Below are 21,002 nucleotides of genomic sequence, written 5' to 3' on the forward strand. Positions count from 1 at the left end.
AATCACCGGTGACGATAGACATTAGTTGGTCTGCTCTTGCAATGTTTAGTGCGGTATTGCTTATCCCAGTATTAATCAACTGGCACTTTCAACTCTCCCTTGGCAAAGACATCGCTATTAGCTTAGTGCGAATGGCAGTGCAGCTGGCATTGCTGGGCATTTACCTACAATTTTTATTTGATTTAGACAGTCTTTGGGTAAATGTACTTTGGTTAGCACTAATGCTTGTTGTAGGCGCTAGTGCCATTATTGGCAAAGCTAAATTGCCACAAAAAGCCCTATTTATTCCGGTACTCAGCGGCTTGATACTAGGGCTAAGCCCACTGTTACTGATTTTGCTCTTTGCCTTACTCAAACCCAGCCCTGTTTACAGTGCCCAATACTTAATTCCCTTAGCGGGCATGTTATTGGGCAATAGCCTTAGTGCCAACATTGTTGCACTACAGCGCTTATTTAACGCCTTAAGCGAAAAAACCAGTGAATATGAAGCTTACTTAGCGTTAGGCGCCAACCGCCAACAAGCCACTCTGGGCTTTGTGCAAACCGCTATGCAGCAATCTTTTGCGCCAGTGCTGGCCTCAATGACAACGGTAGGGCTAGTCACTCTACCAGGGATGATGACCGGACAAATTTTGGCTGGCAGTGACCCCATCATCGCCGTTAAGTATCAGCTAGTCATTCTTATCGCTATTTTTGTGATGCTGAGTATTTCTATCGCGACCACCTTAAGCTTGACGGTTCGCATTGCCATTAGCCAAACCGGTTTGGTGAAATTGACAAGCCGCTAGTTAAACGGGAGCGGCCAGCCGTAAGCCGCCACCATTAAATGAGCCTTGTCGTTTGTTCGTTTAACTTGCTAAGCGTTTAGCTGTCTCGGCAACCTCTGCCCCCAAGGCTTTTACTCGCTGCTCCATATCAGTGTCCGTTAACTGGCCTTCGCTGTTAAACGCTTGATAAGACGAGCCCACGGCCACTTGCTTAGGGCTAACCATTACCCCTAAGTTGAACAAAATATCACGCGTATGCGCCAGACCGCGTATCCCCCCTAAACCACCAGGAGATGTCGCCATAATGCCTGCAACTTTGCCTTGGAAAGCGGGGCCAATCTCCGCATCTTTGGACGGGCGCGATAACCAATCCAAGGCGTTTTTTAACACCCCAGAGATAGAGCCATTATACTCAGGACTGGCTAACAAAATACCATCGGCTTGAGCGAACAAATGCTTTAAGTCGTTCACAGAAGCAGGCGTTCCCTCGGCTTCTAAATCTTCAGAATAAAGCGGAATGGAAAAATCAGCCAAGTCGACATAACGCACTTCGGCCCCCGCATCTTCTGCACCTTGAGCGGCTATTTTAACCAAGTTTTTGTTAAAAGATTGAGCGCGTAAGCTGCCTGCAATAGCGATTAATTTAATCATGTTGTGCTCCTAGGTTTAGCCTGAAAGTGGAATTTATGTTCGATTTGAGAGCATTGTTACACAAGCAAATTTGAAGAAAAATAGTACCTGTGCAACACTTCTGTGCATGAATGCACACAAAAGTGATTGGAACGACATCCACATTGCCTATCAGGTTGCCACCTTAGGTACGCTTACCGCCGCGGCAGAAGCCTTAGATGTTCACCACAGTACGGTATTACGACGGATAAATGCCTTAGAAGAACGCTTAGGCACCCGTTTATTTCATCGCCACGCTCGCGGTTACCAGCCAACCGAAGCCGGTATAATGCTAACCCAAGCTGCCGAAAATACTCAAAACGACTTCAACCGTTTATTGGGTAAGCTGGCAGGAACAGATAACCAACTCTCTGGCACCTTAGTGCTCACTACGGTAAACAATATGGCAGACATTCTGCTGCCCTTGTTGGCTGAATTTCAGACACTTTATCCCAGTATTAAAATGGAATACGCGGCCGATAGCCGAATTCTAAAGCTAGAACATGGTGAAGCACACGTAAGTATTCGCCCTGGCAATAAACCCAAAGACTTGGATTACGTGGTGCAACACTTAGGGGAAATCCCGATGACCTTGTACGGGTCTAAAAGCTATGTTCAACAATATGGCTGTATACGCTCGTTAGAGCAGGTTGTCGGGCATCGACTTATTTCCACCATCGAGCCCTACTCGCAAATTAGTGCGATTCATTGGATGAATAGCCAAGTAGACCCGCAGCAAATTAGCCTGCGAGTGAACGACTTTAACGCCTTTATCCCAGCAATAAAGGCAGGCTTTGGCGCAGCCCCCTTATCCTGCTGGTTAGCCAAGCAACATCCAGACTTATACCCGTTAATCGAACCACCTGTACAATGGGCAATCCCCCAATGGCTAACGACTCACGTAGATATGCACCGCATTAGCAAAGTACAAGCCTTCACCCAGTTTTTAAAGCAGCGCTTTAAGGCAATGCATCAACAAAAATAGAACCACGTTTTTTGTCGAACAGCATCTTAAACTGGCGCATCAACACTAGCAACGCAACTCACCGCTATAAGGCAGGGTGATAGCGGTAATGCCCAGTAATTTTATAATCAAATAGCATATCTTCAAGCTGCGGGCCTAGACCGATATTATGTACAATTTTAGGCCTACCACTAGGCGCTAGCTTATCGGTCACGATGCCAATATGTGGCAGGTTTCCGGGAAGCATCCAGGTGACAATGTCGCCCGGTAAATAACTATCGGCACTGTGTGTAATGCTAAAAGATTCGCCGTTACGCGCAAAAAACACCTGTAGATTGGGCACTCTTCGATGATCGATATTTTTATCAGTGCGGCTTAAACCCCAAATACGCGTTGAGGGATAAGCGGCAAAGTGTTGCTGCATATCTTCATGAACCTGCACTTGTAAATCGATACCAATGGCCCTGTATGAACGAATCACCACATCGGTACAAACCCCCAAATGTGCGGGCACATCACCATTGGGGTAATCTAAAGAAAAATACGAACCGTCATACGTCACTGGCTGCTGAGTACGTTTTAATGCTGCGAGCACCAGTTCATTTTCAAGCGCTTGCACTTGGCCAATTAGCGATAAGCTAAGGCTTAGTGCCACTCCCCACTTCAGCATTATTACTCCAGACGCAATGACTACATTGTCAACATAATACACAATTACACTTGAGGTAATCAGCCTATCTATTGGCGCAGCGCCTAAATGGTTACTGACCAGATCTAGTGCAGTAGCAGATCCATCTCACTCTTTACACAATAATCCCTAACACCATAGAGGTAGCTGAAACCATCCGTTGATTTGGATCATATTTTATTTTCTGCCTCTTGGTTTATGTTGAAAGAGCGTAAATAATTCTGCTTGAGGTAGTGATATGGAATTAATACAAGACCCGCGGTGTTACACCGACGTATGCATTGACGGACAGTGGTTTCATTACGATCACTGCGGAACGTCTGCCTATATGCTTAAAGGTGGGGTATCGGCTGGAATAGAATTAGAAAAAGTCCCAGCAACAGAGAATGAACTGATAGCGTTACTGTCGAACTAAGCGCGAAGCTTAATTTAAAAAAGTAAGCTGCAGCGAGGGTTAAGCCGCTGCAGTTTACTGGTTGGCAAACACACGACTTAGGCCGACTCAGCAAGGTTTGTTAAGCTAACTGCTTTAGCCGTTCGCTCGTATATAGCATCACCACACAAAACACTAACAAGGCGAGCGGCAACGCCATGAAGGAAAACGAGGTGGTGAGTAAGCCAATAAATGGCGGCATTAAAGTGGTCCCCACGTAGGCAGTAGCCATAGACAAACCAATAATGGCTTGAGAAGAACGTTTACCAAACCGCAACGGTGTTAGGTGAATGGTGTTAGGGTATATCGGTGCGCATCCTAGACCAATGAATAGCAGACCTATTTTGGCGAATAGCGGTGATAAAGGTACCAACATTAAGCTTACCCCCACAAAGATAATCGCCACGCCATAACGCACCAGTCGGTCTTCATTGAATCGTTCGGCAATAAAGCCTGAAATAAATCGCCCAATGGTAATGCCTAAATAGTACATAGCGGTCCAAAATGCAGCATCAGCAGGGGTGATCCCTTTTTCAATAATTAAATAGCTGGCTGCCCATAAGCCTGTCCCTGCCTCTAGCGAGCAGTAGCAAAAAAACATCGCTAGCTGCAATTTGACCCCGTTGATCTTAAGGGCCATTGAGTTAGTAACAAACTGCGAAGGTTCGCCTTCTTTTACAGAACTTAAGCTTAGTTTTACCCGTTTCCACTGCGGTAATGCCATGATAAGTACCGCGACGATAGCAAACTGAATATAAGCAATGCTTGAATAACCATCGCGCCACCCATCTTGCTGGCTAATGTAAACTGCCATAATTAACGGCCCAGCGGTGGCCCCAACGCCCCAGAAAGAATGTAAGTAATTCATGTGTTTTGATTTGTAATGTAGGGCTACAAAATTATTCAAGGCGGCATCGACTGCCCCAGCACCTAAGCCCAGTGGAACCGCCAGTAACACCAAAAACCACACACTGCTGGCAACACTAAACCCCAGCAAGGCCAATGCGGTCATCAATACGCTAATGGCGACCACGTTACCGGTGCCCAAATAATGGATCACTCGTGTAGCGACTAAGCTTGAGATGACCGTGCCTGCACTGATAACAAAAGACACCACCCCGGCAAATTCTAGGCTGGTGTTTAAATCGGTGCTGATAACTGGCCAAGAAGATCCCAACAGCGAATCGGGCAGGCCTAAACTAATGAAAGCTAAGTAGATAACAACCAGTAATAACATGTAAACTCTAGCAATAACAGCGTTTAACTTGAGCTAGATAATACGTTGAAAATTAATCAATAAGTAGCCGAAGACTCGTTTAAGCAGCAATTTTTTACCGCTGACTATAAGATGCGCATGCTCTTGCTACTACGAGGATTTCACGCATTAATCCCGGTAGTCAATCCAGTCGCCCTCTCAAAAAACGACTCACGCTTATAAAGATTACAGCTGATAGTGACTGCGCTTACCGATGTCGTAATACAGCGGCTGTTTGATTTTATGATAAGCGATGAGTAAGCAGCCAATCGCCGCAAGCAATAAGCTAACAACCCGTAAAGCTTGCCAATCGCCTAAGCTTAGTACCCAGTCTGCCACTAGCAGTAATGGCATCCAGCGCAGTAAACCCAAGTTAAAACAAAAGCTTTCTTTATACGCTAGAGCACCTATTACGGCATAAAAAGCCCCTAGCGAAAACATAGCCATAAATGGCCAATGCCAGAGGTAATAACTCATCGTCAACCATAAGGCTAGCCACCCACAGGCAGCCACCAAATAACGAATAAGCTTGTTATAGATATGAAGGTTATGCGCCAACAAACTGCAGCCCACCGCCAGTAACCATAAGGGCTGCCAAATAGAATGCTGATAAGCTCCGCTGTAACTGGCCCAGCCAAAAGAGAGCGTTACCACTACCCAAGCCATGCGATACAGTACAACACTCACTTTATCAACAACATCTAGCTGCTCTTGGTGCTCAATATTAGCCAATGCTAACTCCTTTAGAATACTAGGTTCGGCTTAAATCTCTTGCTAAAATCAAGGCTAAGCCCATGATTTGTAGAAACAAGGCTAGGTTACGCAAACTAGAGATTGTACCCATTTGTTCGGTGTAAGTGCTCATAAAATCAATGTTTTGCAAATACCAATTGTCGATACGTTCACGCAGTTGGCTTTGCACTGTTGATACAAGGGTGTCCAACTGATTTACGTTACTTAAACTGATGCTAGGGACCTCACCCATTTCTAGCCAATACTGTAGATCCTTAGCCAGTAATTGCTGCACGGCCATAGGAATATCTCGCTGGGTTTGCGCCTCGTTACTCACCAAGTTCAGTATCAGCTCTCGCTTGCGTTCTAATGACTCTATTTGTAACCAAGTCTGCTTAATAAGATTATCATTAGCTTGTTGCTGTTGTACCCACTGATGGGCCTCTTGGCTCACGCTATCAATATAAAAGTTGGTCATTAGCGCTGCGACAATATTGAACAGCAAACCAATAGATACTAAAACCTGTGTCCGTGTAAAACGCCAGCTCATAAGCCCTCCCTGAAACTATAAGTATGGGTTGGGCTTTCGCTTTTTACTAGATTGGCTTCATCATGGTGAAGGTCAAACCTTTATTGTTAACCTAGCGTTAAGCACTTTTCGCAGAGAAAAGCCCGTCACTAAAGCCGTACCCACCAAAATTACCAAAGTAGCGGCTACGGTATTCCAACCAATCGTTTCGTTAAGAAAAACACGGCCCCACAAAATGCCAAAAATGGGGACCAAAAAGGTCACGGTTAACGCCGACGAGGCGCCTACATCGGTGACCAAGCGATAATACAACAAGTAAGCAACCCCGCTACACACCACCCCTAAAAACACCACTGACAACATCAAATTGCTCGAAGGAAGCTCCACCACAGGGAAGAACAACATAGCTGGGGCAACCAATAGTGTTGAAGCCCACATGCCGCCATGGGCATTAGCAAAAGGCTCAACTGATTTGGCTGAGTGTGCGTAGGTACTGGCTATGCCGTAACAGACTGCTGCACCTATCGAGGCAGCAATAGCCACTTTAGCACCAGGGGCGAAACTTGCATGATCAAAACCCACAAGTATTGCCACACCCAGCACCCCAATCACCAGGCCGAGAACCTTTTTCATCGCGAGAGCCTGGCGTAACCACAAGGCTGAGATGATTGCCCCCCATATTGGCGCGGTGGCGTTAAGGATAGACAGCAGTGAAGCAGACAAGGTTTGCGCAGCATAGGCCAGCAATAAAAATGGCAAAGCGGAGTTAAACAAACCAAGAATAAGGTAGTGACGCCAATGCTCTCGTAGCATCAGCTTTTTCTTCAAAAAATAGCCTACTGCCAACAGAAATAACGCGGCAAAGCCAACGCGCAATTCAATAAGTACTGCAGGCCCTAATATTGGGGCCGCTACCCGCATGAACAGGAAAGAGCTTCCCCAAATAGCTGATAACAATAACAAGCGAATAACACTGGCTAAATCCATTTTGTAACCCAAACACATTGATATGCTGGCAGTGTGCTACAAACTAAAACAACAAGCGACCCGATAATAGCTTAGCCATAAAAAAACCGCCTAAAGGCGGTTAACTTGGCCCTAAACGAGCGGCGGTTCATACTGACAAAGACTCACAGCAGGGTGAAACCACTAAAACTGATAGTTAAACTCTATACGATGGTCACCATCTTGAAAGTTAGAATACTCAGTCCAGTTAGCATAATAACGTACATTTGCGCGTGGGTTAACTTGATAAGAAGCCGCAAATTCATGAGTAAAGACATCACTATTACCGATACCAAAAGCGTTATCTTTGTAAAAATCAGAACCCGACAAGCTACTCATCCACATTGGGTTGTAGTTAAGCCAAATCTTGTCGGTAATGGTAATTTTTGAATAAGCCCCCACTAAGGCAAAGGTGCCAGGCGCAGAATAACCCGCAGCATAATCATCGCTACCTTTCGCGTAGTTATTGGCAAACGCCACACCTGCGCCAGCTAACGGATAAAGTTGAAAGGGCCCCATCTTGGGTAGCGCTTGGATAAATGAATAAGAAGCACTGCCCATTTCATTACTAATGTCGTAACTCACATCTAATTGAGAACCGCGACCATTAGTGATATCTACACCAAAATTTCGAAAGCGAATGGAGTCCACAGAGTTATCACGTTGACTGCTTCCATCCCACCCAAGCGCTTCACCAGCAAAACCTTTTACTTCAATAATATTCATCGCCATGGTGGTTGGCTTTCCAGTATCGTAAGTTTGGCCCACTTTTAGGTTTAAGCCTTTATTGGTAAGCCCTACGCCAGCTTGGGTATATACCGCCAGCGGATCAGACATATCTTGTAAATCTTGTTCTTGGTTTTGCTCAACCGAAGCTGTACTCGCTTCTGCATAGCCGTATTGGCTAAACAAACCAGCACTTAATAAGGCGCCAAGCATCACGCTTGAATTAATTTTTGGGGAGGTCAAAGACATTTTATTGCTCGCAGTTAGGCACAAAAGCAAACAAATTTAGGAGGGTGTTAACCAAGCAGCAAGTCTGTGGTGTAGTTACATCAAACTATCGAGTGAATCGATACAATATGCCGATAAAACTTTAACATTAAAAATAAAAAGCCACCCGCAGGTGGCTTTTTAGCAAAAAAATCTAATTAGCGAGCCGCTTTAATATGATCTGCAATTAAGAATGCTAATTCCAAAGCTTGGTCAGCATTTAAACGTGGGTCACAGTATGTATGGTAACGCTGCGCTAAGTCGTGTTCAGTGATTTGGAAAGCACCGCCCACACACTCGGTTACGTTACGGCCAGTCATTTCAAAATGAACACCACCAGCGTATGAACCTTCCGCTTTATGAATTTGGAAGAACTGCTGAACTTCGCGCAATACATCATCAACACGACGTGTTTTGTAACCGTTTGGCGCTTTAATGGTATTACCGTGCATGGGGTCTGAACTCCACACTACATTTTTACCTTCACGCTCTACCGCTTGAATCAAGCCAGGTAGGTGGTCAGCCACTTTATCCGCTCCCATACGCACGATTAAGTTCAAACGACCCGCTTCATTGTTCGGGTTAATGATATCGATAATCCGCAATAACTCTTCAGGATCGGTGGTTGGGCCGGCCTTCAAACCAATAGCATTTTCTACGCCACGCAAGAATTCGATGTGAGCGTGGTCGATTTGACGAGTACGATCACCAATCCACAACATGTGTGCAGAACAGTCGTACCACTTACCGGTTAAGCTGTCACAACGCGTTAAGGCTTGCTCATAAGGTAACAATAGCGCTTCGTGCGAGGTGTATAAGTTGGTTTCACGTAATTGCGGTGCTGTTGCAGGGTTAATGCCACAAGCATTCATAAAGGCCAACGATTCTTCAATGCTACCCGCTAAGGTTTCGTAACGCTCACCCAGTGGGCTTTTCTTGATAAAATCCAAGTTCCATTTATGGACTTGGTTTAAATCAGCCAAGCCACCTTGGGCGAAAGCGCGCAACAAGTTAAGCGTAGACGTAGATTGATTGTAAGCATCTACCATGCGCTGTGGATCTGGCACGCGACTTTTTTCATTAAAGTCGATGGCGTTGATAATATCACCACGGTACGATGGCCAGCTCTCGCCATTGATGGTTTCCATGTCTTCACTACGCGGCTTAGCAAACTGACCCGCGATACGGCCAATTTTTACTACTGGCTTTTGACCGCCAAAAGTTAACACTACCGCCATTTGCATTAAGGCTTTGAAGGTATCTCGAATATGGCTAGTGCGGAATTCATCAAAACTCTCAGCACAATCACCACCCTGCAATAGAAACGCTTCACCCTTAGCTACTTTAGCTAGGTCTTCACGTAAAGCTCGCGCTTCACCTGCAAACACAAGCGGGGGTTGATCAGCTAAAAACTTCTCGGTTTGTTGAAGTTTTTCTTGATCAGGGTAAGTAGGTAATTGTTTTACTGGTTTGTCTCTCCAGCTTGAGGGTGTCCATTGCGTCATGTTGCGTTCCCGAGAGTGTACTAAACCCCCATAATAGGCATTCTCAGCCGCATGAAAAGCGCTAATTTAAGTTTTTTTATTCAAAACTAACTATTTTTTACTTATTGCTCGCCAAAAGGCATCATTTTAAGCTAAAACACCCCCTACAAGGGGTGAGAGCGCCATAAACAACTTGAGAGATGCAGCTGCTCAAAACAGGCGGTAAATGATGAATCTATCGGACTACAGGCGTATAAACCACACTTAATCGTGTGTTTAGCAGGCGCTGGCGGATCACCTTGTTCTGCTTGAGTTTCCCCTAAGAGGTGTAAATGAAACACCCGCATTTGCTGATAGTGTTGGCCATCTTGAGAATACTCGATCAAAAAATCAGGCCCACGGCGACTTAAGCGATACCAAATATGTTGCGGGGTGACAATGTCGGTGGTGGCCCAATCTGAATAGCCTAAATTAGTCACTACCGATCCTAACCGCGATAGCGCTGAAGTCTCAAATTCTATTGATGCCTTAAACCAGTTGTCGCTATCGAGATAGATAATCACCCCAGCCTGATCAAACTGCTGCTGATAGTTAAAACTGACTTTTACGCTAAGACTAAAATTGTCCTGTTGTTCTATGAGTAAAGCGGGCGCATTGTCATTACGAAAACCATAATAAGAGCGCTGCCAAAGATCAGTATGTGGTTCAGTCGTCAGCTGCAGTTGCTGCTGGTCTAATAGAAACTGTTTGGGTGGGTTTATCCACTGCGCATTCGCGAATGCCTTCATCAATTAACGTCCTTAAAGCTTGTTATATCGGGCTAATTTATATTGCAGCGAATGCTTTACCGTCGGCCACTCTTGATTGGTAATAGAAAACACCACCGTATCGCGGTAATTGCCCTGAGCATCAACACTATGGTTACGCAATACCCCATCCTGTTTCGCGCCAAGGCGGGCAATCGCATTGCGTGAAGCGTGATTATGCCAATGAGTTCGAAACTCAACGGCAATCGAGTTCAGCTGCTCAAATGCATAGCCCAGCAACAGTAACTTACACTGGGTATTTACCGCCGAGCGTTGGTAGCGTTTAGCATACCAAGTATGGCCAATCTCCAAACGGCGATTAACCCCATCAGCGTTGCAATAACGGGTAGCACCGATCAATTTACCACTGTGTTTATCGACTACCACAAAAGGTAAAGCCCGCCCTTGCTGCTTATCTAACAAGGCGCTTTCTAGGTAGCTATCAATAGAGCTGGCATTAGGAATACTGGTGTACCATAGCTCACTTAGCTTGCCATCTGCTTCGGCAGCTAACAGCGCGTCGCGATGGCTAATTTGCAAGGGCTGTAACAATACATCGTCGGCGTCTAATTCAGTGTCTATAAGGTAAGCTTGAGCACTCATCGATGGCTCCTAAATTGTCAGGCTCAGTGTTCAGATTAAACTGCAAGCAAGTGAATAGAAAGAAAAAATCAGCGTAAACTTTAATCAAAATATGTTCAACTATTGACTACACTTAAGCCAAGCAGACGCTAATGTGGCTATATCGCGAGCCCAGTTAGCATGGCAAATATTTCACTCATGAATAAGGGAACGTATGGGCATTATTATTTGGTTATTGATTGGCGCAGTCGCAGGTTGGTTAGCCGGCAACATTATGAAGGGCGACGGCTTTGGCTTAGTGGGTAACATCGTAGTCGGTATTGTTGGCTCGGTGGTCGGTGGGTTTGTATTCGGCTTATTGGGCTTCGGCACTACCAGTATGCTGGGCTCTCTGATTACTGCGGTAGCGGGTGCGGTTATTCTACTTTACATCGTCAGTATTGTTAAAAAGTAACCTTAGGTTAAAACGCGGATACAAAAAAGCCAGCCTAGTTAGGCTGGCTTTTTATTTTGCTTTGTTTATTAGCCTTTCACAGCACCCGCTGTTAAGCCGTCAATCAGCTTACGTGAGGTCATAACAAACAAGATCATCAGTGGTACTACCGCAATTGCTGCACCGGCACAAATTGCGCCCCAAGGAACCTGACCAGTACCTTGTAGTGCTCGTAGTGCGAGTGGCACGGTGAACATCTTCATGTCATTCATTACCACCAATGGGCCCATGAAGTTGTTCCATTGACCAATGAAGGTAATCAAACCAAGCGTACCAAATGCTGGAGTAATAAGTGGAACCACTACACGCCAGTAAATAGCAAACTCGTTACAACCGTCCATACGTGCCGCTTCAATTAGCTCTTTAGGAATCGCGCTAGAGATAAACTGACGCATCATAAAGATACCCATTGCTCCACAAGCCATTGGAATGTAAAGCGCACGTGGTTGGTTCATCCACTCGAGCTTAGACATAATCAATGCCGTTGGAATCATGCCTAAGAATGGTGGTAGTAACATGGTGCCCATGATTAACACGAACATAATGTTGCGACCTTTAAACTCAAACAGAGCGAAGGCATAACCGGCTAGTGAACAGAAGAATAAGTTTAATACTGTAGTGATTAAGGCTACGTAGAAACTCAAACCAATGTTGTGCCAGAAGTACGGTAGTGCATCTAAAAGAATACCAACGTTGTTTACAAACTCTCCGCCAAACCATACTGGTGGTGGCACCGATAGAATCGATGAGTTGGTATGCGACGCAAATACAAACATGAAGTAGAACGGCGCAAGCATTATTATCGCGCCCATCCCCACTATAAAGTACGCAATTAAATGGCTTTTAGTAATTTTATTCATGATTAAGTCCTACTTCTTCTCACCAAGTAATTTGTTGTTGCCCCAGGTGAGGAAAGCAATTAGAGCGAACAGAATCCAAGACACTGCTGACGCCGTACCAAAGTCACCTTCAACAAATGCTGTAATATACATGTGCATTGCTGCAGTTTTACCCGCTTGCTCTAGGCCACCACTACCACCGGTAATAATGAACGGTTCTTCGAACAACTGTAAGTTACCAATAATGGTTAGGGTTACTGCAAAGAACATCATTGGCTTAAGCATAGGTACTGTGATGTACCAGAATTGTTGCCAACGTTTAGCGCCATCAACGGTTGCCGCTTCATAAAGATCTTTAGGAATAGTCTGCATTGCAGAGAGGTACAATACGGTGTTCCAACCCACATAGCGCCAGAACACAACAAAGGCGATCATCGTCTTAGTATATTCAGGACGGTTCCAGTCAATATTTGCGGTTGGGAATAGCCAAGATAAAGGCTGAATATCACCGAATATTGTCCAGTTACCCGCCGACGTAAACAGCATATTAATCATGCCGAAATCGCGAGAGAATAAGGTAGTGAATACCAAAGAAATAGCCACAGACGAGGTAATAAACGGCAGGAAGTACATGCCGATAACCGTGTTACGGCTACGTTTAAAGCTGGTATGTAAGAAATACGCTAATGGAATAGCTACTACGTGCTGCGGGATACCGGCAGCAAGAGCGATCCACATCGTATTGAAAACTGATTTTTGAAACCAATCATCGGTCAATGTGAAGGTAAAGTTCTCAATGCCTACCCACTCCATTGCCGCTAGGCCGGAGGCTGGCTCCCAATAGTGGAAAGATAAAAACAATGAAAATAGTAATGGGAACAACCCAAAAACAGCAAAAATAACGAAGAATGGACTAACAAATAAGTAAGGAGCCCACTTATAGCCACTAGCGTTTAGTCGCTGCTTTAGGGTCCGCTTTCTTATTTTGGTTACTGGTGGTCTTACGGCAGACTCGACAGAAGACATCTTTAACTCCCGACAAAAGGAAAAGAGAGGGAGCAAGCTCCCTCAGGATTTAAAATTAACGTCTAGCGCGACGCTTGATTTGTTTCTCAGCTTCAGCTAACGCTGCATCAATGTTCTCATCACGTTCTAATACACCTTCTAGTGCATCGTTGATGATTTGTTCAGCAACTGGATCATGCTTATGCACGTCTAATGCTGGAATGCGGTCAGCAGATTTTTTCCACTCTACGCGAGCCACTTGGCCACCTAGGTAAGGAATAGGCTGGTTAATGAAATCATCATTTTGAGCTTCAATTAATGCTGGGAAAGCGTCTAAATCACGGAACGCAGCAATTTGCATTTCTTTGTTCATTGTCATGAACTTAATGAACTCCCATGCTTCTGCTTTGTTTTGTGCTTTCTTAGGAATGGCGTAGAAAGAACCACCCCAACTTGCATAAGTACCACCTGGTAGTGCAGCTGCACGCCATAGACCTTTACTGTCTGGAGCAATCCAGTTGTTCAAGTGACCGCCTAACCAAGCACCCATCATTTGAGAAGCGATAGTGCCGCGACGTAGACCTTCAGTCCACTCAGAGCTCCAAGCACCCACTTGCGCATCAATACCTGCATCACGAACAGCTTTAGCTAAACGGAATGCTTCTTTGAAGCGGTCGTTGTTAACAGTGATGTTGTTGTCTGAATCAAAGTAGATACCTTGACCATCTTCAAGACCACTACGGATCACAACGTCTTTAATATCCACTGCGCTAGCCACTAAGTAAGAGCCAGTCGTTTCTTTAATTTTCTTACCTGCAGCGATGAAAGAATCCCAGTCTTTAATTAGGTCTTCTTGCGTTACGCCCGCTTTGGTAAAGATATCTTCACGGTAGAACAACGCACCAGGACCGATATCAGCTGGAATAGCTGCTAGTGTACCGGTACCGCCAGTGGCTAGTGGCACAGTAAATTTCGAGAATAATTTTTCGTATTGTGCAGCGCTGTATGGAGCAGCACGTAAATCTTCTAAACCACCAGAAGAAGCAAAACGGCCGATGTAACCATATTCGATACCCATAACATCAGGTAGGTTACCGCCAGTTGCTAACGCTGTGGTCATTGCATTGTGGTGATCTCCGTAAGCCAAAGATACCAACTTAATTTCTACTTCTGGATGAAGCTTTTTATATAAAGGAATGGCTGACTGTACCGCTAGGTCAAAACTTGGGAATGAAGCTACAGTCAGAGTAGTTTTAGCGAATGCCGACGTTGCGGTTAACGCAAGTGTGGCACCTAAAGCTAGAGCTACCGTTCCAATTTTCTTTTTATTAAACATCCTATTCTCCTAAGTACATGAACTTTATTATTATTCAATGTCGCAGTTGGGTAGTACGCCTAAAACCTTTTAGGCGCTTGGAAGCAAACTAGTTCAATTGTGGCAATATTGCTTTGCCAGTTTCATTATTAAACAAGTGGATCCGCGAAATATCGAAGAACAACTCCACTTTACCTTGCATCTCTGCGTTTACATCATCTGCAATGGCAACTTCTGCTATGAAACGTGCGCCGTCTAACTCGCACTGCACATGATAGGTTGACCCCAATAATTCAACGCCCACAACAGTGGCCAAGACGTTTCCGATAGTGTCTGACTCAATAGAGCGTTTAGTTAGGTATAAGTCACTTGGACGAATCCCCAAGGTACAAACCAACTCATCTTCTGCGTAAGATGCAGGTAAATCGATATGTTGGTCTGAGAAAACTAGGCTTGAGGTCGTACCTAGTTTTTTAATAGTGGCCGGAATCATATTCATCTCTGGCGCACCAATAAACGAAGCAACAAACTTATTAGCTGGCTCTTCGAAAATTTCTTTAGGTGTTCCTACCTGCTCAATGTAACCATCTTTCAAAATCACAATCCGGTCTGCTAAAGTCATGGCTTCAACTTGGTCGTGGGTTACATACAACGTGGTAGTACCTAATTTGTCGTGCAAAGTTTTGATTTCTGCACGCATAGAGCCACGCAATTTAGCGTCTAAGTTTGATAAGGGCTCATCGAATAAGAATACTTCTGGTGTGCGAACCATTGCACGACCCATTGCTACACGCTGGCGTTGACCACCCGATAGCTCTTTAGGCTTGCGGTCCATCAGTGGCGTAAGCTCCAACATGTCGGCAGCATATTTAACGCGCTTGGCGATTTCAGGTTTTGGAACGCCGGTCATCTTCAAACCAAACGCAATGTTTTGCTCAACACTCATATGTGGGTACAAAGCGTAGCTTTGAAACACCATTGCAATGTTACGTTCCATTGGGTGCAGGTCATTCACTAGCTCGTCAGCGATGAAAATTTCACCATCTGAAATATCTTCTAAACCAGCAAGCATTCTTAAAGTGGTTGATTTACCACAACCAGAAGGGCCAAGTAACACGACAAACTCACCATCTTGAATGTGTAAGTCGAAGCTTTTTACCACTTCGGTTTTACCAAAGCGTTTTTTCAAATTGTTAAAAGTAACTGCTGCCATGATGTATCGTTTCCATAAGTTTAAATGTGGAGAAGCGTTGACACGAAACAAGAAAAAAAATTCTATTTCACCACTTTCGTGTAAGCGCTTTCTTGGAACTAACTTTAGCTAAGCCTGAAAAGGTCTTCAAACTAATAAAGGTTAAGATTTGAGACGTGTCATAAAAAAAGCCACTATCATGACAATTAGCAATTATTAAACTATATAACGTAATGCGATAGTCACGAAACCACTAGCGATAAGGCTTAGCGAAGATTTTAGAAACTCAAAAAAATATCAACGGCGTTGTCTTGCTAGTAACAATTAATTAGCCGTTTATGTTTTCACGCAAACTTTTTCCGGTACTGATTTGGCGTCATTTCCATTTCCTGGCGAAATAGATAATACAGGTAGTGTTGATTTGAGAAGCCCGCAGCATCGGCAATTGCATCAACCGAGGAATTTGTAGTGGTAAGTTGTTGCTTTGCAAATTCCATTCGAACTTCGTGTAATTGTTGATGCACGGTTTTTCCAAGAATTTGTTTGAAGCGTGTTTCAAGAGTTTTGCGAGATACCGCACAATAGTCTACAACCTGAGCGACTTTAATTCGGCGGTGAAAGTTACTGTTTAGGAAGAACAAAGCCTTGGTAATAAGGGGATCGGTGGGAGCGGCAAGGTCGGCCGAGGCACCACTAACAATCTCTACGGCAGGCACCAATATTTCGCGCGCAGGTTTTCCGTCAATCTGTTCTTGCAACAAACGCACTGCTTGCTCTCCAATTTGCTGAGTGGGTAATACCGCTGAGCACAAAGAAAGAGGCGATAATGCACTTTCGGTTGGATCGGCATCTACGCCAATAATCGAATAATGCCCTGGTACACTAATGCCCTGATCATGGCACAAACTAGCGAATTGACGCGCTTGAGTATCTGAAGCGGCTAACACCCCCACTTGCTGCTCAGGTTTGGTGAGTTCTGGAAGGCTTAACTCCAACCACTCTAATTTGTATTTTAGTGCCAACTTAGCCAGAGCATTTTTGCGTTCTTTCACCCAAGGAGCAGAAAAAGCGGGCACTCCTCCAAAGAAAGAGACACGACGAATGCCTCTCGCCAAGAATGACTGCACGATAAGTTCAACAATGGCATAACTATCAGGGCTAACTCGCGCAAAATTGCGATCAGGTAATAGATTTAAACGTGAACCTGATAACGCTACCAAGGGAAGAGAGAGATCTTTACAAAACTGCGGTACGCCCAATTTATCGAAATCGGCAATCACTCCGCAAAACCGATCTAATGTGATCAGCTTAGCCTCAGCAATGGTCATTACTTCTGGCTGCATCCAATGAGATAATGGACAGCTATTACTAGTCACTCCCTTTAAGATTTCTCTGTCATAGGGGTGTTTTACGTCGAGCAACAATAAAACTGCATTGCGTTCTCGCATTTAGATTCTCCCTTCTCCTGCCACTCAACTAAAAGCGCAAAAAGCAACAAGCTGATGAACCTCATCAGCTTGTTAATTATTATACTTTGCTAGTTAGCGCTGATTAAGTCGCCACTCTATTAGTACTCTAGCAGCTAGCACCAAGCCAACGATCCTAGGCTAAAAGGCTATTTTTCATCTAACCATAAGATGTTGGTCACACATCGAGGATAATACAAGCTACCAATTGGCTTACCGGAGCTGAATTGATCACAACACGCATGTTTACTGGCACCTTCGGTTTGCCAGCGTTGGTGAGCGGCATCAGCCTCTACGCTAAAGGCCTCAGGAATATTTAAAATTTCTCGAGCAACATACTGATTCAAAAATATTTTACTTGCCCAAGAATTATCAGCGGTAGAAGACAGCTTCCATGCGCCATCTGGATATAAGCAGTATTCATCATTTAACACATATTTTAGGTGTGATTTTAGAATTTTAATGTAGCTAGCGTAAGGCCCCGTTTCTGAAACGGCCTCTGTTAAGCCCATCTGATAAGGATAAACTAAGGCTTCAATCGCTGGGATAATGGCACTTTTTGAGTGTCCATCTAATACCGCTGGTACATAGCCTAACTCTTGATCAAAACTCTCTGTTAACTTATCAGCACAGCGTTTTGCCGCTTGTAGAGCAATAGCAGCGTGCTCTGTTTCGCCTAATTGATTGAGCACCTCTGCAATCGCTAAGTAAGCCGCCCAACTTTTCCCTGCTAGGTAAATATTGCCCCGAGCTTGGCCAAGGCTATGGTCTAAAGAATCATAGGTGGTAATTTCTCCCCCTTGCTCGGTTCTCGCTGATTCGAAGCTCATGATTCCATCACGTAAAGCTGGCTCGGGATTATCTCGGTTTAACAGCGATTGTAAACCGTCGATCAGGGTACCACGCTGCTCAGTGGCAAAAGCGCGGTCTTCTGTTTTGCTGATGTATAAGCCACAACACAATACCCAGTTAGTTAGCTGCTCATAGGTCATATGACTAAAACAAAGTCTGTCTAAACCCGCCATTTCGTAAGAGCTTTCTCCCTTAGGGCTCCAATTATTAGACACTCCCATATCATGGGTAAATGACAAGCCACCGCTGAAATTAAGCTCGGGATTAGCGGGGTCAAAAATCTCATCATAGAAACTATATTGAGTTAAAAACTGCTCAAGCGTGTTCTTCACTGTCCAAGGGTTTTTCTTCAATTCAAAGAACAGCATATCTACGGTTAGGTCGAGGGTATTCATCATCAAATACTCGCCCTCATTGACCACCCAAACAGATTGGGTGCCGTCAAATAGCCACTGGGTTGAACCATAATAACTGCGAGTAGCATGCGCGATTAAATACTGTTGATGGGCGTTTAATGAACTGGCTAATAGCTCTTTATCGGCGCGCTCTGCGATGGCGGCGTAACTATCGTAATGACGTAATGCATAAGCAAGTACATCGTTTAAGCCTGTAAAGTGCTGGGTGTAGTAATACTGCATTGCGCGGTTAAAGGTTACGTTACCGTCTAAATAAAAGCCTAAAGCTAAACGAACCGTGACTTTTTCACCGGCTTTCACATCAATCATCACACCAGCGGTTGGGCCTAGCATGAAACACTCGTTGTTGCCCATTTTACTCAAAGCACTTTGTACCGAAAAATGACTAAATGCGCGGGTATGTTTGCTGTTGCTTGCCAGACCAATATTGTTGCGACACGTCACCCCAACCATACCATTTGCATCACCATCAAGCAGCTTGTTCCAGCGTAATTCTTCTCCCTGCAAAGCAAAAAAGCCGGTCCAGTCTTTATCGCTAGTATTATCAAGCGTGAGCTCTACATATACCGCAGGGCAGCTGGCCTGTTTAAGCAATTGATGCTGAGCCAAAGCAGGATCGGGAATATCAAAAAACGGGCTCAGCACTTTAAGGCTAATTCCTGGAGCAGAAAATGTATCGCTCGCCCAGCGGTAATCACGCTCTACCTCTGAAAAAGTGCGTTCGGTGAGTGTTGAGCTGTCATCTTTTTGAACATAACGCTCACTTTGATCATTAGCGCCTTTGTAAAATGGAAAACTATTTACCACACCGTCACCATCTTGGTAGCCGATGAAGATATTGCCTTCGTAAGGAGCTCCTAGCTCTAAACCCATTCCTCCGTGGTCGCCATGCTCACCAAAGGTAAAAGAGGCTAATGCGCCCATTGGCGAGTGATGAGCATGAAAAAACTGCTGATTATGTTGCATAACAACTCCTGGGATTGAAGAAACAGCGCACACGCGCCGCCAAATTGGATTGATTTGCGCCTATCAAAAGAGTGTAAGCGCTTTCACATGAATTCAATCTACCCAAGGCGAGTGTTTGATTCAAAGGAATATAATGGAAGTTTTGAGTTAAGTCATAAAATCAGAAGGTGTAAAGAAACAAAAAAAATGGCACCACAGAAACCTTAAGCATGATACGAAAAACAATAAAAAAACTCCTCGCAGAAAGGAACGAGGAGTAACCGAGTAATGTAGCTGTTTTAAGCAAGCAAACTGCTATAGCTTGCTAAAACATACAGTGCTATTGGGATTAAGCGCACTGCCTACGTTGATAGGTTAAAGAAGGTTATGGAAAAACTAGTTCATGGATTTCAGGCTAATGTTTTTAAAGGTATACGTTACACCTTGATCAGCGCCACCAGCGAAGAAAGCAAACGCGGCTTTGCTGTCACTTTTTGGCATTTTGAATTGGAAACTAAAGGTTTGAGACGCGCTGTTAACACTCACATCTTCAGCATAATAAGTGGCGTAATCACCAGAGTCTTTTTGTACGATAATGGTTAATGGACTTTTAGCACTGGCGCTTACTTCAGCGGTAATTTGGTAGTTCTGGCCTTTTTCAAGGTTCACTTTTGGGTGCTTTAATTGAATATGCCAAGGATTACTGGCTTTTTCTTCTACGGTTACCGTAGCGGTGTCGCCATTAAAGGAAAAATTACCTTTACCGTCGCCCCAACCGTCAACGCCCGCATTGACCTCTTGCCATTTTTTGCCATTGTCTAATTTAATATCTACATTGGCAGCCTGTGACACCGATGCTACCGAGAATAAGCTAAATGCTAAGGCTAGAGATGTTAGCAGTTTCATAATATTTTCCTTTTAAATAACGCTTAAGGTTTGAGATAACTAATAGGTCGAATTCAACTTAATGTTACGTAAGCTATAGCTCACACCTTCTTCACCGTCACCAAACATGATTGAAAAAGTCCCCTTTCTCTCATCATTAGGCATAGTAAAGTCATAAGTGAATACTTGGTTTTCAGTGCTTACTGTTTCTGAACGATAAAAATAAGTCACGTAATCGCCATAATTTTGTTGCACCGCCACTACCATCAAGCTTTCTTGACTGGCCGAGGCTTCAACGGTTAATTCGTAGTGCATATCTTCAACTAAAGCCACAGGGCGTTTTAATTGAATATGCCAAGGATTACTGGCTTTCTTTCTGATTTTCACATTAGCTTGCTCGTTCGCTAAGCTAAATTTACCGACTCCGTCACCCCAACCTTGGGTGCCCGCGCTGACTTTGTCCCAGCCTTTTCCGTCATTGAGAGTGTAGGTAACCATTAACGGAATGGCGAATTGATCTTTTTTGCTGCTATCTCCGGATGTTCCAGTACTGCCACAAGCCACTAAGAAACCTGAAGAAATGGCAACAAACAACACAAAAAAACGTTTCATTTTCATATCCTTATGCGCCTTTATTCCAAGTTAAAGACAAATAGGCCGCTAAAAAACATTTAGCGGCCTACTGTT

22 protein-coding genes are annotated in these 21,002 nt (G+C 44.4%); 4 read left to right on the forward strand and 18 right to left on the reverse strand.

The features are described 5' to 3' along the window. The first annotated feature begins 8 nt into the window (after positions 1 to 8). Positions 9 to 788, forward strand: coding sequence for an ABC transporter permease (locus tag M0C34_RS19020; protein ID WP_248713228.1), 780 nt, complete (start codon positions 9 to 11; stop codon positions 786 to 788). Between the two features lie 60 nt (positions 789 to 848). Here the strand turns inward: M0C34_RS19020 and M0C34_RS19025 are convergent, their stop codons facing one another. Next, complete coding sequence (locus tag M0C34_RS19025) at positions 849 to 1,418, reverse strand: NADPH-dependent FMN reductase (RefSeq protein WP_248713229.1); 570 nt, start codon at positions 1,416 to 1,418, stop codon at positions 849 to 851. Between the two features lie 106 nt (positions 1,419 to 1,524). Between M0C34_RS19025 and M0C34_RS19030 the strand changes: the two genes are divergently transcribed. Next, on the forward strand, positions 1,525 to 2,421 hold the full coding sequence (locus M0C34_RS19030; RefSeq protein WP_248713230.1) for a LysR family transcriptional regulator: 897 nt from the start codon (positions 1,525 to 1,527) through the stop codon (positions 2,419 to 2,421). Positions 2,422 to 2,485: 64 nt separating this feature from the next. Here M0C34_RS19030 and M0C34_RS19035 read toward each other — a convergent pair whose 3' ends face one another. Continuing rightward, a complete protein-coding gene (locus M0C34_RS19035) occupies positions 2,486 to 3,070 on the reverse strand; it encodes a DUF1287 domain-containing protein (protein ID WP_248713231.1) in 585 nt (194 codons plus the stop codon). A 256-nt stretch (positions 3,071 to 3,326) separates the two neighbouring features. On the opposite strand from M0C34_RS19035, the gene M0C34_RS19040 reads away from it, so the two are divergent. Further along, positions 3,327 to 3,503, forward strand: coding sequence for a hypothetical protein (locus M0C34_RS19040; RefSeq protein WP_248713232.1), 177 nt, complete (start codon positions 3,327 to 3,329; stop codon positions 3,501 to 3,503). A gap of 100 nt (positions 3,504 to 3,603) precedes the next feature. On the opposite strand, the gene M0C34_RS19045 is transcribed toward M0C34_RS19040, so the two are convergent. From M0C34_RS19045 to M0C34_RS19080, 8 genes are all read right to left on the reverse strand, one after another. Continuing rightward, positions 3,604 to 4,758 carry an MFS transporter gene (locus tag M0C34_RS19045; protein WP_248713233.1) on the reverse strand — a complete coding sequence of 385 codons (1,155 nt, stop codon included), beginning with the start codon at positions 4,756 to 4,758 and terminating at the stop codon, positions 3,604 to 3,606. Positions 4,759 to 4,962: 204 nt separating this feature from the next. Further along, positions 4,963 to 5,508 carry a DUF2301 domain-containing membrane protein gene (locus M0C34_RS19050; RefSeq protein ID WP_248713234.1) on the reverse strand — a complete coding sequence of 182 codons (546 nt, stop codon included), beginning with the start codon at positions 5,506 to 5,508 and terminating at the stop codon, positions 4,963 to 4,965. 19 nt (positions 5,509 to 5,527) lie between these two features. Further along, a complete protein-coding gene (locus M0C34_RS19055) occupies positions 5,528 to 6,058 on the reverse strand; it encodes a hypothetical protein (RefSeq protein WP_248713235.1) in 531 nt (176 codons plus the stop codon). A gap of 72 nt (positions 6,059 to 6,130) precedes the next feature. Then, positions 6,131 to 7,024 carry a DMT family transporter gene (locus tag M0C34_RS19060; protein WP_248713236.1) on the reverse strand — a complete coding sequence of 298 codons (894 nt, stop codon included), beginning with the start codon at positions 7,022 to 7,024 and terminating at the stop codon, positions 6,131 to 6,133. A 162-nt stretch (positions 7,025 to 7,186) separates the two neighbouring features. Further along, entirely contained in the window at positions 7,187 to 8,017 is an 831-nt protein-coding gene (locus M0C34_RS19065; RefSeq protein ID WP_248713237.1) for a hypothetical protein, read from the reverse strand. Between the two features lie 176 nt (positions 8,018 to 8,193). Continuing rightward, a complete protein-coding gene (locus tag M0C34_RS19070; protein ID WP_248713238.1) occupies positions 8,194 to 9,540 on the reverse strand; it encodes a class II 3-deoxy-7-phosphoheptulonate synthase in 1,347 nt (448 codons plus the stop codon). Between the two features lie 143 nt (positions 9,541 to 9,683). After that, the gene (locus M0C34_RS19075; RefSeq protein WP_248713239.1) at positions 9,684 to 10,307 is read right to left on the reverse strand and encodes a DUF1349 domain-containing protein; all 624 of its coding nucleotides are present in this window, start codon (positions 10,305 to 10,307) and stop codon (positions 9,684 to 9,686) included. 12 nt (positions 10,308 to 10,319) lie between these two features. Beyond that, positions 10,320 to 10,928 carry a GNAT family N-acetyltransferase gene (locus M0C34_RS19080; RefSeq protein WP_248713240.1) on the reverse strand — a complete coding sequence of 203 codons (609 nt, stop codon included), beginning with the start codon at positions 10,926 to 10,928 and terminating at the stop codon, positions 10,320 to 10,322. A gap of 193 nt (positions 10,929 to 11,121) precedes the next feature. On the opposite strand from M0C34_RS19080, the gene M0C34_RS19085 reads away from it, so the two are divergent. Next, the gene (locus tag M0C34_RS19085; RefSeq protein WP_248713241.1) at positions 11,122 to 11,361 is read left to right on the forward strand and encodes a GlsB/YeaQ/YmgE family stress response membrane protein; all 240 of its coding nucleotides are present in this window, start codon (positions 11,122 to 11,124) and stop codon (positions 11,359 to 11,361) included. Between the two features lie 68 nt (positions 11,362 to 11,429). Here the strand turns inward: M0C34_RS19085 and M0C34_RS19090 are convergent, their stop codons facing one another. The 8 genes from M0C34_RS19090 to M0C34_RS19125 all read right to left on the reverse strand — a co-directional run bounded on the left by M0C34_RS19090 (position 11,430) and on the right by M0C34_RS19125 (position 20,927). Then, positions 11,430 to 12,260 (reverse strand): carbohydrate ABC transporter permease, encoded by an 831-nt coding sequence (locus M0C34_RS19090; RefSeq protein ID WP_248713242.1) that lies wholly within the window; start codon positions 12,258 to 12,260, stop codon positions 11,430 to 11,432. 9 nt (positions 12,261 to 12,269) lie between these two features. Then, entirely contained in the window at positions 12,270 to 13,265 is a 996-nt protein-coding gene (locus M0C34_RS19095) for a carbohydrate ABC transporter permease (protein WP_248713243.1), read from the reverse strand. A 55-nt stretch (positions 13,266 to 13,320) separates the two neighbouring features. Further along, entirely contained in the window at positions 13,321 to 14,580 is a 1,260-nt protein-coding gene (locus M0C34_RS19100; protein WP_248713244.1) for an extracellular solute-binding protein, read from the reverse strand. Between the two features lie 88 nt (positions 14,581 to 14,668). Further along, positions 14,669 to 15,772, reverse strand: a complete 1,104-nt coding sequence (locus tag M0C34_RS19105; protein ID WP_248713245.1) for an ABC transporter ATP-binding protein — start codon at positions 15,770 to 15,772, stop codon at positions 14,669 to 14,671. Positions 15,773 to 16,095: 323 nt separating this feature from the next. Beyond that, positions 16,096 to 17,199, reverse strand: coding sequence for an AraC family transcriptional regulator (locus M0C34_RS19110; RefSeq protein ID WP_248713246.1), 1,104 nt, complete (start codon positions 17,197 to 17,199; stop codon positions 16,096 to 16,098). Between the two features lie 167 nt (positions 17,200 to 17,366). Then, positions 17,367 to 19,451 (reverse strand): glycoside hydrolase family 52 protein, encoded by a 2,085-nt coding sequence (locus M0C34_RS19115; RefSeq protein WP_248713247.1) that lies wholly within the window; start codon positions 19,449 to 19,451, stop codon positions 17,367 to 17,369. A gap of 375 nt (positions 19,452 to 19,826) precedes the next feature. Further along, positions 19,827 to 20,336 (reverse strand): carbohydrate binding domain-containing protein, encoded by a 510-nt coding sequence (locus M0C34_RS19120; protein WP_248713248.1) that lies wholly within the window; start codon positions 20,334 to 20,336, stop codon positions 19,827 to 19,829. Between the two features lie 39 nt (positions 20,337 to 20,375). Continuing rightward, on the reverse strand, positions 20,376 to 20,927 hold the full coding sequence (locus M0C34_RS19125; protein WP_248713249.1) for a carbohydrate binding domain-containing protein: 552 nt from the start codon (positions 20,925 to 20,927) through the stop codon (positions 20,376 to 20,378). Between the last annotated feature and the right edge of the window lie 75 nt (positions 20,928 to 21,002).

Source organism: Agarivorans sp. TSD2052 (assembly GCF_023238625.1).
Classification (GTDB): Bacteria; Pseudomonadota; Gammaproteobacteria; order Enterobacterales; family Celerinatantimonadaceae; genus Agarivorans.

Coding starts and splice junctions, on each gene's coding strand:
- M0C34_RS19060 (WP_248713236.1), bottom strand. CDS start 7,024: ATGGATTTAGCCAGTGTTATTCGCTTGTTATTGTTATCAGCTATTTGG.
- M0C34_RS19120 (WP_248713248.1), bottom strand. CDS start 20,336: ATGAAACTGCTAACATCTCTAGCCTTAGCATTTAGCTTATTCTCGGTA.
- M0C34_RS19110 (WP_248713246.1), bottom strand. CDS start 17,199: ATGCGAGAACGCAATGCAGTTTTATTGTTGCTCGACGTAAAACACCCC.
- M0C34_RS19085 (WP_248713241.1), top strand. CDS start 11,122: ATGGGCATTATTATTTGGTTATTGATTGGCGCAGTCGCAGGTTGGTTA.
- M0C34_RS19035 (WP_248713231.1), bottom strand. CDS start 3,070: ATGCTGAAGTGGGGAGTGGCACTAAGCCTTAGCTTATCGCTAATTGGC.
- M0C34_RS19095 (WP_248713243.1), bottom strand. CDS start 13,265: ATGTCTTCTGTCGAGTCTGCCGTAAGACCACCAGTAACCAAAATAAGA.
- M0C34_RS19125 (WP_248713249.1), bottom strand. CDS start 20,927: ATGAAACGTTTTTTTGTGTTGTTTGTTGCCATTTCTTCAGGTTTCTTA.
- M0C34_RS19025 (WP_248713229.1), bottom strand. CDS start 1,418: ATGATTAAATTAATCGCTATTGCAGGCAGCTTACGCGCTCAATCTTTT.
- M0C34_RS19070 (WP_248713238.1), bottom strand. CDS start 9,540: ATGACGCAATGGACACCCTCAAGCTGGAGAGACAAACCAGTAAAACAA.
- M0C34_RS19080 (WP_248713240.1), bottom strand. CDS start 10,928: ATGAGTGCTCAAGCTTACCTTATAGACACTGAATTAGACGCCGACGAT.
- M0C34_RS19075 (WP_248713239.1), bottom strand. CDS start 10,307: ATGAAGGCATTCGCGAATGCGCAGTGGATAAACCCACCCAAACAGTTT.
- M0C34_RS19115 (WP_248713247.1), bottom strand. CDS start 19,451: ATGCAACATAATCAGCAGTTTTTTCATGCTCATCACTCGCCAATGGGC.
- M0C34_RS19100 (WP_248713244.1), bottom strand. CDS start 14,580: ATGTTTAATAAAAAGAAAATTGGAACGGTAGCTCTAGCTTTAGGTGCC.
- M0C34_RS19040 (WP_248713232.1), top strand. CDS start 3,327: ATGGAATTAATACAAGACCCGCGGTGTTACACCGACGTATGCATTGAC.
- M0C34_RS19045 (WP_248713233.1), bottom strand. CDS start 4,758: ATGTTATTACTGGTTGTTATCTACTTAGCTTTCATTAGTTTAGGCCTG.
- M0C34_RS19055 (WP_248713235.1), bottom strand. CDS start 6,058: ATGAGCTGGCGTTTTACACGGACACAGGTTTTAGTATCTATTGGTTTG.
- M0C34_RS19105 (WP_248713245.1), bottom strand. CDS start 15,772: ATGGCAGCAGTTACTTTTAACAATTTGAAAAAACGCTTTGGTAAAACC.
- M0C34_RS19065 (WP_248713237.1), bottom strand. CDS start 8,017: ATGTCTTTGACCTCCCCAAAAATTAATTCAAGCGTGATGCTTGGCGCC.
- M0C34_RS19030 (WP_248713230.1), top strand. CDS start 1,525: ATGAATGCACACAAAAGTGATTGGAACGACATCCACATTGCCTATCAG.
- M0C34_RS19090 (WP_248713242.1), bottom strand. CDS start 12,260: ATGAATAAAATTACTAAAAGCCATTTAATTGCGTACTTTATAGTGGGG.